Genomic DNA, 13,534 nt, shown 5'->3' with positions numbered 1-13,534 from the left:
CCGCGAAGTCCCGGAGCAGGCGGGCGGCTCCGGGACTTCGCGGCACAAAGGCGCGATCAGAGACCGGCGACCAGGTTCGTGACCGGGGCGGTGTTCAGGCCGGTGACACCCTCGACGGTGCCGACGGCCGTGTCGACCAGGCCGGAGACCGGGGCGATGCCGTCCACCGCGCCCGTGAGGGTGTTCACGGCGTTCACGGACAGGCCGCCGGAGACGTTGTCGAGGTCGGCGTCGGAGATCTCGGCGGTCTCGACCTGGGGGGTGGAGTTCATGATGGAACTTCCCTTCGTATGGATATTTCACAAGGGGGGAGCGGCCCCCTCCGGTGACAGATGAAGGCCGCGACCGCGGGCGCCGAACGCCCGTCGCCGGGAGCCCGAAGCGGCCTTGCGGTGCGATGGATCAAAGCACGCGGCGGGCGCGGCCTTCCAATCAATCAAACGTCTCACCAGGCAATTCGTGCTCCACGGGGACGCAGACGTGCAGACGCGGGCACGGCTCGGCGGCGACTTCTTCACATGCCCCACCGCATCGACTCGTCCGGCCACTTGCGCCCCGGTGACCGGAATCCGGCACACCGGTCCCAAAGACGTGACCCGGCCCGCCGGCCTGTGGACGAATCCCGGCTCCGGTGACCGGGTTGGGCATTCGATGTGCAGATTCACTGAAGCCGGGATTCCGCTACGCGACCGCGACCGAACGCTCACGACCGGTCGCCGAGCGTGATCGGCCGCACGGGATTGAACGCCCCTCGCGGCCTGTGCGTACCAACAGCCGTCCGGGCGCCCCACAGTTGCCGAACACCGGCGCGACTCCGGTCCCCCCAGGAGGTCGAGAAGTTTGAGTCACAAGCGAATTCCGAAGCGCAAGGCCGCGATGGCGGTGGGCGGTGTGGTGGCGCTCGGCGCCGCCGCGATCCTGCTCCCGAACGCGAACGCGTCCCAGGACGGAGCGTCGGACGGTGCCGCGGCGGCGCCGAAGACCCTGAAGGCGGGCGATGCCTCGGACCTCGCCTCGCAGCTCGCCGGGCTCCTCGGCGACGCGTTCGCCGGCTCCTACTACGACGGCGACAACAAGCAGCTCGTCGTCAACGTCGTACCGGGCGACGACAACAACGTGATCGTGCGGGCCAAGAAGGCGGGCGCGGCCGTCCGCGAGGTCGACAACAGCATGACCGAACTGGAGGCCGGGGCGCGGACGCTGAAGTCGGAGGCGACCATCCCGGGCACCTCCTGGGCCGTCGACCCGCGCACCAACAAGATCCTCGTCACCGCGGACAGCACGGTGACCGGCGACAAGTGGAACAGACTGGAGTCCACCGTCGAGAGCCTCGGCTCCGGCATGGCGACCATCAAGAAGTCCGCGGGCACGTTCAGGACGTTCGCCTCCGGCGGCGACGCCATCTTCTCCGACGGGGCACGCTGCTCGCTCGGCTTCAACGTCACCGCGGGCGACGGCTCTCCGGCGTTCCTGACGGCCGGTCACTGCGGTGTCGCGGCCGAGCAGTGGTCCGACGCGCAGGGCGGGCAGCCGATCGCCACGGTCGGCCAGGCGGTCTTCCCCGGCGAGGGCGACTTCGCGCTCGTCACGTACGACGACCCCGCCACCGTCGCGCCGAGCGAGGTGAACCTCGGTGAGCAGACCCTCGCGATCTCCCGGGCCGCGGAGGCCACCGTCGGCCAGGAGGTGTTCCGGATGGGCAGCACCACCGGGCTCGCCGACGGCCAGGTGCTGGGCCTGAACGCCACCGTGAACTATCCGGAGGGCACGGTCACCGGCCTCATCCAGACGAACGTCTGCGCCGAGCCCGGCGACAGCGGCGGCTCGATGTTCACCCGGGACGGTCTCGCCGTCGGCCTGACCTCGGGCGGCAGCGGTGACTGCGCCTCGGGCGGCGAGACGTTCTTCCAGCCGGTCACCACGGCCCTGGCGGCGGTCGGCGCGACCCTCGGCGACGCGGGTGCCGCCGGCGAGGAGGCCGACGGTCAGGAGACCGGCGGGGAGGAGGCCGGAGCGGGAGACCAGCCCGGGGACGGGGACGGGGACGGGGACGGCGCGGGCGCCGGTGACGGCGCGGGCCAGGGTGCCCAGGACGGCTCCGGTCTGACCGGAACCCACTGACGCACCCTCGTCCCGAGCACAGCCCCGGTCCCGGCCCGCCGCCCACGTGGCGGGCCGGGACGGCTGCCTGTCACGCCGTCGGGGCGTTCCCCGTGGTTCCACAGCCCGTGTCGCCCTCGGAGCCCGAGCCTTTTCTCGCCCCCGCCACCCCTTCCCTTCCCGTCCCTGGGGGCTTCGCCCCCAGACCCCCTTCGCGCGGTTCCCCGCGCCCCTTCCTCCCAGACCCCCTTTGCGCGGTTCCCCGCGCCCCTTCCCCCAGACCCCCTTCGCGCGGTTCCCCGCGCCCCTTCCTCCCAGACCCCCTTTGCGCGGTTCCCCGCGTTCCTTCCAGTTCCCCGCGCTCCTGAAGTGGTCAGGCCGGGTGGGGCTTCGGTCGCGGGGCATTGGCCGTGGGGCCTGTGGCTCGGGGGGTGTGCGGGGACGGTCAGGGTGCGGGGGCGTGTCCCCGGTCGTCGTGCCGGGTCAGCCGCTCGGCAGGGCCCGCAGGAGGAGCAGGGCGATGTCGTCCAGCCGGTTCTCCGCGTCCGCGCCGTGCTGGACCAGGGCGTCGGCGAGATCGTCCAGGGGCAGGTCGCCGAGGCCGGTGAGACGGCGGCACAGGTCGGCCACGGCGTCCTCGAAGTCGGTGCCGGGGGACTCCACCAGACCGTCGGTGTAGAGGACGAGCAGCGAACCGGGGGAGAAACCGACCTCGGTCGACGGGTACGCCGCCGAGCCGTCGATGCCCAGCAGCGGGCCCCCGGCCAGGTCCAGCACCCGCACCCGCCCGTCCGGTCTGCGCAGCAGCGGCGGAGGATGACCCGCGCGGGACATCACGGCCCGCCCGCGCGCGGGGTCGAGCCGCAGGTACAGACAGCTGGCGAACAGCTCCGAACCCAGGTCCAGCAGCAGCCGGTTGGTGCTGCGCATCGCCTCCTCGGGCGCCTGCCCGACGGCCGTGTACGCGCGCACCGCCGTACGGACCTGTCCCATCATCCCGGCCGCCGTCACGTTGTGCCCCTGCACGTCCCCGATCACCGCCGCCGCCATCCCCTGCGTCGGCACCAGGTCGTAGAAGTCGCCCCCGATCTCCATGCCCTGGGTGGCCGGCAGATAGCGGGCCACCGCCTCGATCCCCGCCAGCGACGGCAGCGTGCGCGGCAGCAGCGCCTCCTGCAGCCCGTGCGCGAGCCGGTGCTTGGCGTCGTAGAGCACGGCCCGCTCCAGCGCCTGGGCGATCAGCCCCGCCAGATTGGTCAGCACCGCCCGCTCCTCCGTCGTGAAGCGGTGCGGCGCCGCGTACGACAACACGCACGTCCCCACCGGGCGCCCCGAGGCGATCAGCGGCAGATACGCCCACGCCGCGAACTCGGACGGGTTCACCAGCAGCGCCGGATACAGACGCTCGACCTCCTCCCGGCTCTCGAAGAAGGCGGGCACACCGGACCGCAGCACCTGGCTGCCGGGGGTCGGCTCCGACAGCGGCATCCCGTCGAACCGCTCCACCACCCGCGCGTCCGCGTACCCCTGGTGCCCCAGCACGCGCAGCCGGCCCGCCCGGGACCCGAGGATCACCAGCCCCCGGCCGCCCACGGCCGGGACGACCTCGGCCGCGACCAGCCGCACCACGTCCTCCACCCCGACCGTCTCGGTCAGCGCACCCGCCAGGCCCAGCACCTGGGTGATGGTGACCAGCCGCTGCTGCCCCTGCCCGGACCGCGGTGCCGCGCGGTTCATCTCCGTCACCGCGCGCGCCCGGCTGATCCGCACACTGAGTCCGCTGGTACTCGGATACAGCCGGAACGACAGCCACTCGTCCGGAGGGCGCAGCGCGACGAACGAGGTGACGTGCTGGCTGAACAGCGCGGCCCGGTACCGGTCCTCGTACACGGGATCGTTCAGCCACGGCACCGACGCCCACATCTGGGCCCCGAGCAGCCGGTTCGCCGGAACGCCCAGCAGCTCCGCGGCGGCGGCGTTGGCGAAGCCGACCCGCCCGTGCAGATCGAGCGAGCACAGGCCGTACGGCAGCCGGGACACCATCCGTGCCGCCTCCACCGTGCCGAGCGCGCCGGCCATGCCGTCCGCCATCGGCGCCGCCGGCAGATCCGGCTCCGGTGCCGGCGGCAGGCTCTGCTCGGCGGCCCGCTCCAGCCGCACCGCGAGCCGGTCGCAGGCGGCGGTCAGATGATCGCGCTCCCAGTCGGACAGCTCCCGCGGATGCGTGCCGGGCCAGGTCACGAAGACCGCGCCGTACGCCTTCGCCCCCGTCGCCACCGGCAGCGCGGCCAGCGAGAAGGGATACGGCAGCACCATGGCGATCCGGGGATAGTGGCGGGCCATCTCCTCCTCGCCGCCCACCCACACCAGCCGTCGTTCGCGCACCGCGTCGGAGACCGGGATCGGCGCGCTCAGCCCCACCCGTTCCCACGGGGCCGCGAAGGCGCGGGGCAGCCCCGCCATCACCGCCATCTCCAGTACCGGATGGTCCGGCGAGAGCAGGTACACGGCCCCGGAGTGGGCGTGCACCTCGTCCATCATCGAGGCCAGTGTCAGGGACAGCAGCGGACGGCCGACCGGTGCCCGTCCGCCCGCCGGCGTCCGCGCGGACGACTGCCCCTCGGACACGCCGACCACCTCCTCGTACGGCCGTGCCACCCGGTCCCGGGACCCAATCTCCTCCTCGCCGGGCCGTCGCGCACGACGAGCCACAGGGAAGGGGACCGTACGCCCCGCGGGGCCACGCACCCTCCGTATACCCCCAAACCCCGGCCCGTAGGGCCGCCCGGGGTGTTCCGCGCCCCGCGCACCCCGGGAGCCGCCGAACGCGCACAGGGGCTGCGCGGTTGTCCCATAAGCGCTGTAATGGCCAACGTGGTCGGTGAGGGCGCTGCGGGACGCAGCACGAGAACGCTGCGTGCGGAAGGCGCCCTGACGGCGATCGCGGTCGACCCCGAGCCACCCGAACGGGTACGCAGGATCCTGGAGCAGGCCCTCGTCTTCGCCGGTGCCGCGTTCGCCGCCGTGTACACGGCCGGCGCGGACGGAGAGCTGCTGTACCTGGCGGAGTCCGTCGGGGTCCCGCGAACCCTGTGCGGGGTGCGGGACAGCTACCCCGTCGCCGGGCACGCCCCGGTGGCCGAGGCCCACCGCGGGCGGCCGGTGTGGCTGGGCCCGGACGACCTCGCCGCGCAGGCGCAGTCACGGCGCGTGCCCAGCCGTGACTTCTTCCTGGCGGCGCTGCCCCTGCGCGGCGACGGCGGCGGCTGCCTGCTCGCGGTCAGCGAGCGCGCGGGCGGCTTCGACGCCGACGACCGCTTCTGCCTCGGTCTCGTCGCCGACGCCCTCGCCCTCCCCGCGCCGGCCGCCACCGCCGAGGGCGCCGACCTGCGGCCCGGCGGCTTCAGCCTCGCCATGGACACCGGGCGGGTCCGGGTCGGCGAGGACATCCTGGACCTGTTCGGCCTCGACCCGGACGACTTCGACGGGCGGGTGGAGACCCTGCTGGGCCTGACGGTGCCGGAGGACCTGCCCTCACTGATGTCCGTCGTCGAGGCCGACCACATGACGATCGGCGACCGCGAACTGGAGTTCCGGGTGCTCCAGCCCACCGGCCCGCCCAAGTGGCTGCGGCTGCGCGGCCGGCTGGTGCACGGCGGGGAGGGGCGCCCCGCCCGGCTGGTGGGCTCCGTCGCCGACGCCTCCACGCTGCGCTCCGACATCACGGACGTGGCCCGGATCCAGCGCCTCGCCGCCGCGCTCGCCACCGCGGTCACCGTCCGCGACGTCGGCAACGCCGTGGTCGCCGCGCTGCGCCGGCCGCTGCGGGCCGACCGCATCGCGCTCGCCGAGCTGGAGAACGAACGGCTCGTCGTCACCGTCCTCGACCCGCCGGAACCGGAGGCGTGGCCGGACCTGTGGCGCGCGGAGTGGCGCACCGAGTGGCCCGACGCGCCCGTGCGCACCATGCCCACCCTCGCCGCCACCCTGCGCGAGGGACGAGCCCGGATCTGGCCGGCGGGCTCCCCGCTGGAGACCGCCCTCGCCGAGGTCGGCCCCGGCGGCCTGGCCATGCTGCCGCTGCCCGCCGGGAACCGGATAGCCGGCGCCTGTCTGATCGGCTGGGACGCCCCGCACGACTTCGGCCCCGACGAACGCGCCCTGCTCACCGCCGCCGCCGGCCTCGCCGGACAGGCCCTGACGCGGGCCCGCGCCTTCGACGCCGAGCACGAACTGGTCGGCATGCTCCAGCGCCAGCTGCTGCCGCGCCGCCTGCCCCGGCTGCCCGGCGCGGTCGCCGTCGCCCGCTATCTGCCCAGCACCGTCGGTCTGGAGCTCGGCGGCGACTGGTACGACGTGATCCCGCTGCCGGACAACCACGTCGCCCTCGTCATCGGCGACGTCCAGGGGCACAGTGCCGGCGCCGCCACCCTCATGGGCCAGATGCGCACCGCGCTGCGCGCCTACGCCGTCGAGGGACACCCCCCGGACGTGGTGGTCTCCCACGCCAACCGGCTCCTCATGGACATGGAGACCGACCTCTTCGCCACCTGCTGCTATGTCGACGTCGACATGGAGGAGGGCTTCGCCTGGTGCGTCCGCGCCGGCCATCTGCCGCCGGTGCTGCGCCACCCGGACGGCCGCACCGAGATCGCGGAGGCCGAGGGCGGCCCGCCGCTCGGCGTGGTGCGGCAGAGCGACTTCCCCATGAGCCCGCTCAGGCTGCAACCCGGCACGATGGTCGCGCTCACCACGGACGGCCTGGTCGAGTCCCCGGACTCCGACATCGACGAGGGCATGAACCGCTTCGCCCGGCAGCTGTCCGCCGCCGACCCCGCCCACCTCGGGCCCGTCGCGGACGCCCTGCTCGGCGAGGCCCCGCGCAGTGACGACGTCGCCCTGCTGCTGATGCGCTACGACGGCATGGCCTCCCGCCCGCTGCGGGAGAGCTGGACGGTGTGGCGGGTGCCCCAGGCGGTCGGGCACGCCCGCCGCTTCACCCGGCGCACCCTGCGCTCCTGGGGGGTGACCGCGGACGTCGACGGAGCCCTGCTCGTCGTCTCCGAACTGGTCACCAACGCCCTCGTGCACACCGAAGGGCCGGTCCGTCTCGACATCTCCCTGGTCAACGACCGGCTGCGCCTCGCGGTCGCCGACGCCTCGCCCCGCACCCCCGTGAAGCCCACCAGCATCGGCTGGGAGGCCACCGGAGGCCGCGGCATCCTCCTCGTCGAGGCCGTGTCGGCCGGCTGGGGAACCCTTCCGGTCAGCGGGGGCAAGCAGGTGTGGGCGGAGTTCGTGCTGCGGCCCTGACGGCCGCCGGGTCCGCCGGGTCCGCCGGCCGGGAACGCCCGCGCCCGGTGACCGTACCGCTCCGCCGGGTACCCGGGACGCCACCGAGAGACAGGAGAGAGGGAACCTCATGGCACAGCACGTGCGCGACATCATGACCGGCGCGCCGGTGACCGTCGGGCCGCAGACCTCCGTCGCGGAGGTCGCCCGCATCATGCGCGACCGCGACCTCGGGTCCGTCCTGGTGACCGACGGTGACCGGCTGCGCGGACTGGTCACCGACCGCGACCTGGTGGTGCGGTCGGTCTCCCGGGGCGGCGACCCCGAGGACACCACCGTGGCCGGCGCGTGCAGCGACGACCCGGTGACCGTGGCCCCGGACGACGACCTGGACCACGCGGTGCGGCTGATGCGCGAACACGCCGTGCGCCGCGTCCCGGTCGTCGAGGAAGGACGCCCCGTCGGCGTCGTCTCGCTGGGCGACACCGCCATGGAGCGCGACCCGGAGTCCGCCCTGGGCGACATCAGCGTGGCCCGGCCCAACACCTGACGAGGACGCCGGCCCGGACGGGAGCGCTCCGTCCGGGCCGGGGCGCCGGGAGGCGGAAGCCTGTACGGCGGGCGGGTGTTTGTCCGGCGCGGCGCCGGGGACCCGGAGGGCAGCGGACAGAAGGAAGATGATGAGTCGTGACCTCGGAGACCACTGACCAGCCCCGACCCCGCCGGGCGGAGACCGGCTGGGCGCGAGCCCGGCGACTGCGCGGCAAGGACCCGCTGCGGACCTGCCTCCCCGCCGTGGACCGCGGTACCACCTCCACCACCCCGGACACGAGTGTGGAGGGAAACATCGTAAGAGGCGATGATTAGCCCGCGTCCGGGCGGCTGGTCGGCCCTTTCGCGGGATTTCATGACGCACGAATAAAGCAAGTGACGTCCCATCGGCCGGAACACGACTATGGTGAGCCGAATGAAGGCTCTCGTGCTGTCCGGCGGTGCCGGAACCCGGCTGAGGCCGATCACCCGCACCTCGCCCGAACAATTGGTGCCCGTGGCCGACAAACCCGTGCTCTTCCACGAGCCGGAGTCCCTGGCGGACGCGGGCATCAGCGATGTCGGGACCGCCGTCGGTGACACGGCCGAGAAGATCGAGTACGCGGTCGGTGACGGATCGAAATTCTGTCCGCAGGCCGCCTGCGTTTTCCAGGGGAATTCTCCGGGACCGGCCCACGCGGCGTTGACCGCCCCCGCCGTCCGGTATCCGGTCGGCCCCCGCGCCGACGTATGCCGCACGGTCATCCAGGGCTGCCGGAAGGGCACCGGCAACGCCGTCGGTCTGCTGGAGGCCGGCCGCTGCGTCCGTACGCTGCCCGTGTCCGACGCGCCGAGGGGCACCGCGCCGGACGCGCCCACCCGTGCCGGCACCCTCGACAACCCCGGACTCGGCCATCCCCGGCCGGAGCCGGCGCACGGCGACGGCCGCGACACCGACCTGCCCGCCCCGGCCCACCACCGCCCCGGGGCCGGCCCGACGAGGCTGCGACACCGGCGGCACCGGACTCACCGGCGAGCGGGCCGTGCCGGAGGAACCGCCCGGTGCGAGCGCGGACGTCGCCGAGCGCAAAGCACTCCTCCTCATCCGCAAAGAGCTGTCCCAGTGAAAGGAACGTCTCGCGATGTCGATCAGGCCCATGGTGAAGTCCGCGTTGGGTGAGAAGAACGTGCGGGTTCTGCGCCAGTTGAAGCGGCAGATCACGGGCAAGCCGGCCGCGCCGGTCAAGCCGACCGGACTGGACGCCATCTCCCACGACCTCAGTAAACTGGCTGTGCATTTCAAGACGGACAAATGGGGGGCGCACCGTTACACGCAGCACTACCAGCGCCATCTCCAGCACCTGAGGAACAAGAAGTTCAACCTTCTGGAAATCGGGATCGGCGGATACAACCGGGCCGGCCAGGGCGGGGCGTCGCTGCGTATGTGGAAGGCGTTCTTCCCTGACGCGCATATCTTCGGAATGGACATCCAGGACAAGTCATTCGTCGACGAGGACCGCATCACGACCTTCATCGGCGACCAGTCCGACCCTGGTTCCCTGAACGCCGTCGCCGACAAGATCGGCGGGATCGACGTCGTCATCGACGACGGCAGCCACCGCAGCCCGCACGTGATCACGACGTTCGAGACGCTCTTCCCCCTGCTCAAGGACGGTGGCGTCTACGCCGTCGAGGACACGCAGTCGTCGTACTGGCCCGAATGGATGGGCAGCGAGGACCTCGACGCGAAGGACACCAGCATGGGGTTGCTGAAGCGTCTGACGGACGGGCTGAACTACGAGGAGTTCGTGGACGAGAGCTACGAGCCGACCTACACGGACCGCAACGTGGTCGGCGTGCACTTCTACCACAACCTGGTGATCATCGAGAAGGGCGAGAACGCCGAGGGCTCCAACAAGCGCAGCGTTCTGAAGCAGCGTTACGCCAAGTCCTGACCCCGAAGCGAGTCGGGGGGGGGGGGGGGGGGGGGGGGGGGGGGGGGGGGGGGGGGGCGCGCCGCCCGCCCCGCCCCCCCGCCCCGCCGCCCCCCCCCCCCCCCCCGCCGCGGGGGCCCGGGGGGGGGGGGGGCCCGCCGCCCAACCCCCCCCCCCCCCCCCCCGCGGGCGCCGGCGGGGGGGGGGGGCGCCCCCCCCCCCCCCCCCCCCCCCCCCCCCCCCCCCCGCCGCACGCACGGATCCACCGGATCCGTGCGTGGGCGCAGTCCCTCACGCCGTCGACGTCCGAACCGGGTTCGCGGACCGTCGAGGGCGGCACCGGGCCGATGCCCTCCGGCCGGGCGGGCCCGTCCGCGGTTCGAGCTCCGGCGCCCGCCCTCCGTCACCGCCTTCCGCTGATCACGGGAGCCGCCTTCGTACGGACGGCGCCGAGCACGCGCCGCACACCGCGCGCCACTTTCCGCACCGTTCCGGGGCTCGGTACGGGCGCCACCAGCATCCGGACGCCGCCGGAGCGGAGTGTGAACGGCAGCCCGCTCCAAGCGGGTTGCGCGGTATCGGGGTCCGGGCTCAGCGCGACCTGCCAGATCCCCCGGGGGAGCCGGGCGGGCAGCGTCGCCTCCAGCAGGGAGCCCGGTCCGTCCGCCTCACCGGTGAGCGTGCCGGACGCGTGCAGCGTCCTGCCGGAAGCGGTGAACCTGAGCCCCACCCGGGTGCCCTCGGCCGCGTGCAGCGGGATCCGGGCGCTCAGCCTGGCCCCGGAGACGGTGACGTCCGGCCGCCGTACACCGTCCAGACCGAGCCGCTTGCCCTTGACTCCCGTGTCCAGCGAGAGGTTTCCGTGCGGCTCGGTCCAGTACGGCAGGACCGCGCGGCGGCCGGTCACAGCCGCGCACGGCTCGGGGCGCGTGGCGCGCGGGGCGGGGCCGAGCCGGCACTCCTTGGTCCAGCCGCCCAGCCTCACCCGTACGACGGCGTCCCAGACCCCGTCGCCCGGCAGCTCCGCGGGATCGACGGTCGCGGTCGCCCGCAGCACCAGCCGCGCCCGCTCACCGCCGTCGACGGGAACCGTCTCCCGGGTGAACTCCACGGGCTGGAAGTACTGGGCGGAGCTGGACCGTTCACGCAGCAGCAGATCCGCGGTGGCCTGCCCGAACCGGGCCGCGGTCTGGGCGCCGACCCACGCCACCGCCTCCTCCACGTTCTTCGGGGTGTCGGCCAGCGGGGTGCGGGTGGCGTCCGCGGGGAAGGTCATCGGCTCGCGGGCGGAGGTGTATTCGGCGGTGAAACCGATGTGCAGCGAGCCGTTTCGCCACTCCACGCCCACGGGCGCCGCCGTCGGCGCGATCCCGGCCTCCCATTCGGCGAAGGCCACCACGTCGTCGTACCGGCCGGCCGCGGCCAGCGCGGCGACGACCTGCTGCGTCGGCTGCAACCCGGCCGCGACACCCGGGCCGAACCGCTCGACGACGACCTTGTGGATCTCCGCGAACAGCTCCCTGCGGTAGTCGTCCGGCAGCCCCAGCAGCCGTCGGGCCCGCAGCCGCTCCACCATCTCCACCCGCAGCCAGCGGCGGAACAGCCGGTCCCGTACCGCGCCCGGCTCGGTGTACCGCTCGACGACGTCGAGCGCCTCCCGCAGATTGCCGAAGTACCCCACGGGGTCGAAGCGCTGGAAGCCGGCGTTGGAGGCGTCGTCGCGTCTGATGTGGTAGTAGCAGACGTAGTCGCTGAGCACGGACACGTTGTCCGCGCGCAGATACGCCTCGGTGACGAAGACGTGGTCCTCCAGGCGCCGCCGCCCCTCCGGGAAGCGCAGCCCGATACGGTCGAGGAACTCCCGGCGGAACATCTTGTGCGGGGTGAGGCTGTCGATCAGCGGGGCGTTCTCGACCGTCGCCCGCGGATGGTTGCGGCGGAACAACTCCACCGGTACCCCGCGGTTCTTGCCGGCCATCTTCCCCACGACGACGTCGGCGCCGTGGGCCACGCCGTACGCGTACATCCGCTCCAGGGCCTCGTCGCCGAGGTAGTCGTCGTTGTCGACGAACATCACGAACTCGCCCCGCGCGGCGTCGATCCCCACATTGCGGGGCTTGCCCGGCCAGCCGGAGTTCTCCTGGTGGATCACCCGCATCCGGGGGTCCTCGGCGGCGAGCCGGTCGAGCCGGGCCGGTGTCCCGTCGGTCGAGCCGTCGTCGACGAAGATCGCCTCGTACTCGCCGGGCGGCAGCGACTGCCGCCGCAGCGAGGAGACGCAGTCCTCGATGTGGGTCCCCGGGTTGTACACGGGAATGATGACGCTGACCTTGACCGGCATCTGGATGTGGGGCCCTTCGGGTCTTTTGTCCTGGAACGTACAGGCTTGGTATGCGTCGCCCGATCGTAATGCCGCGGCCACCGCGTTCCCCGCTGCGCCTCGCCGCCGGGAGTCCGCCGTGACGGCCTCCCGTACCCGCCGGTCGGCGTGCCCGCCGGATCACTCGAGGCGTGGCGTCCCGCCCGGGGCACGGCGCCGCCTAGGCTGCCGTTCGTGAGACTGCTCCTGACCTCCGACACCCATCTGCCGAAGCGCGCCAAGCGGCTGCCCAAGCCGCTGCTGGATCAACTTCCTTACGTGGACGTCGTGTTGCACGCGGGGGACTGGGTCGACACCGCCACTCTCGATCTCCTGGAGAGCCGCAGCCGCAGACTCGTCGGCGTGTACGGCAACAACGACGGACCCGGGTTGCGGGCCCGGCTGCCGGAGATCGCGTACGCGGATCTCGACGGGCTGCGCTTCGGAGTTGTCCACGAGACGGGTCCGGCACGGGGACGGGAAAATCGGTGCGCCGCGCGCTTCCCCGAGGTTGACGTGCTGGTGTTCGGGCACAGTCACATCCCGTGGGACACCACCGCTCCCACGGGACTTCGCCTGCTCAACCCGGGATCACCGACGGACCGCCGCCGACAGCCCCACTGCACTTATATGACCGCCACGGTCACCGGGGGCCGGCTCACGGAGGTGGAACTCCACCGGCTGCCCCCGCGCTGATGGGCCGGGCCGCTTCGTGTCGGTGGAAGCGGCCCGGACTCTGCGAGTAGGTGCGCTCTCACGGACCTCCTTCCCACGATCGGAGGTGGTACCGGGCGACTACCCCCCTCCCACGGGAGTAACACACCTGATTGTCAGGTTTTCCTCCGGATCACCCGGTCGCCGTTCCGTCGTGACCGGTGGGAAACAAGTGAGTCGGGTGAGTCAGGTGAATCAGGAGGGCTGGAGGGGCCGGTTGGACCTCCCAGGCCTCACGTGGACGGGCGGACGGCAGGGGTGTCGATGCTGATTGCCGTGTCCGAATAGGCGCAATATGCGGCGAGTTGTCCGACGGTCCGCTGTCGCACATCCCTTCGGCGTGCCGCACGCCGCGACCATCCGCCACGCACGCGCGAACACGTCGCGCCGGGAGTGCGCCCATGTCCGACCAGTCGGCCCCACGCGGGCTGAACACCGACCCGTACGGCACCGAGCCCCCTCGGACCCTTCTCCGGGACACCGTGCCCGGCACGGAGTTGACCCGACGCGGGGTCCTCGGGCTCGGCACCGCGCTGGGGCTGGTCGCCGCGGGCGGTACGGCCGCCGCCGCGCCGGCCGGGCGTTACCGGTAAGCAGCCGCGCA

Annotated in this window: 10 protein-coding genes and 1 pseudogene; 8 read left to right on the top strand and 3 right to left on the bottom strand. The window is 73.0% G+C overall.

Annotated elements, in window-relative coordinates; genetic code table 11:
* Positions 1–56: 56 nt before the first annotated feature.
* Positions 57–272 (bottom strand): type A2 lantipeptide, encoded by a 216-nt coding sequence (locus tag ACIA6T_RS07300; protein ID WP_085572576.1) that lies wholly within the window; start codon positions 270–272, stop codon positions 57–59.
* Positions 273–840: 568 nt separating this feature from the next.
* Between ACIA6T_RS07300 and ACIA6T_RS07295 the strand changes: the two genes are divergently transcribed.
* On the top strand, positions 841–2,121 hold the full coding sequence (locus tag ACIA6T_RS07295; protein WP_399445564.1) for a S1 family peptidase: 1,281 nt from the start codon (positions 841–843) through the stop codon (positions 2,119–2,121).
* A gap of 462 nt (positions 2,122–2,583) precedes the next feature.
* On the opposite strand, the gene ACIA6T_RS07290 is transcribed toward ACIA6T_RS07295, so the two are convergent.
* Positions 2,584–4,728: a SpoIIE family protein phosphatase gene (locus ACIA6T_RS07290; RefSeq protein ID WP_399445563.1), complete on the bottom strand. Its 2,145-nt coding sequence runs from the start codon at positions 4,726–4,728 to the stop codon at positions 2,584–2,586.
* A 237-nt stretch (positions 4,729–4,965) separates the two neighbouring features.
* Here ACIA6T_RS07290 and ACIA6T_RS07285 point away from each other — a divergent pair, with 237 nt between their 5' ends.
* The 5 genes and pseudogenes from ACIA6T_RS07285 to ACIA6T_RS07265 all read left to right on the top strand — a co-directional run bounded on the left by ACIA6T_RS07285 (position 4,966) and on the right by ACIA6T_RS07265 (position 9,878).
* The gene (locus tag ACIA6T_RS07285; protein WP_399445562.1) at positions 4,966–7,413 is read left to right on the top strand and encodes a SpoIIE family protein phosphatase; all 2,448 of its coding nucleotides are present in this window, start codon (positions 4,966–4,968) and stop codon (positions 7,411–7,413) included.
* Positions 7,414–7,522: 109 nt separating this feature from the next.
* Entirely contained in the window at positions 7,523–7,942 is a 420-nt protein-coding gene (locus ACIA6T_RS07280) for a CBS domain-containing protein (protein ID WP_399445561.1), read from the top strand.
* 137 nt (positions 7,943–8,079) lie between these two features.
* Positions 8,080–8,259, top strand: coding sequence for a hypothetical protein (locus ACIA6T_RS07275; protein WP_399445560.1), 180 nt, complete (start codon positions 8,080–8,082; stop codon positions 8,257–8,259).
* Positions 8,260–8,359: 100 nt separating this feature from the next.
* Positions 8,360–8,635: pseudogene (locus ACIA6T_RS07270) on the top strand (sugar phosphate nucleotidyltransferase); the annotation flags it as partial.
* 430 nt (positions 8,636–9,065) lie between these two features.
* On the top strand, positions 9,066–9,878 hold the full coding sequence (locus ACIA6T_RS07265; RefSeq protein WP_399445559.1) for a hypothetical protein: 813 nt from the start codon (positions 9,066–9,068) through the stop codon (positions 9,876–9,878).
* A gap of 382 nt (positions 9,879–10,260) precedes the next feature.
* Here the strand turns inward: ACIA6T_RS07265 and ACIA6T_RS07260 are convergent, their stop codons facing one another.
* A complete protein-coding gene (locus tag ACIA6T_RS07260) occupies positions 10,261–12,198 on the bottom strand; it encodes a glycosyltransferase family 2 protein (protein ID WP_399445558.1) in 1,938 nt (645 codons plus the stop codon).
* Positions 12,199–12,411: 213 nt separating this feature from the next.
* Here ACIA6T_RS07260 and ACIA6T_RS07255 point away from each other — a divergent pair, with 213 nt between their 5' ends.
* Together ACIA6T_RS07255 and ACIA6T_RS07250 are read left to right on the top strand one after the other, a co-directional pair.
* Positions 12,412–12,912 (top strand): metallophosphoesterase family protein, encoded by a 501-nt coding sequence (locus ACIA6T_RS07255; protein WP_399445557.1) that lies wholly within the window; start codon positions 12,412–12,414, stop codon positions 12,910–12,912.
* A 419-nt stretch (positions 12,913–13,331) separates the two neighbouring features.
* Positions 13,332–13,523, top strand: a complete 192-nt coding sequence (locus ACIA6T_RS07250) for a hypothetical protein (RefSeq protein WP_399445556.1) — start codon at positions 13,332–13,334, stop codon at positions 13,521–13,523.
* Positions 13,524–13,534: the final 11 nt, after the last annotated feature.

It is taken from the genome of Streptomyces sp. NPDC051740, assembly GCF_044453165.1.
In the GTDB taxonomy this organism is placed as follows: Bacteria; Actinomycetota; Actinomycetes; order Streptomycetales; family Streptomycetaceae; genus Streptomyces; species Streptomyces atrovirens.
This window is presented reverse-complemented; position numbering and strand designations above follow the sequence as displayed.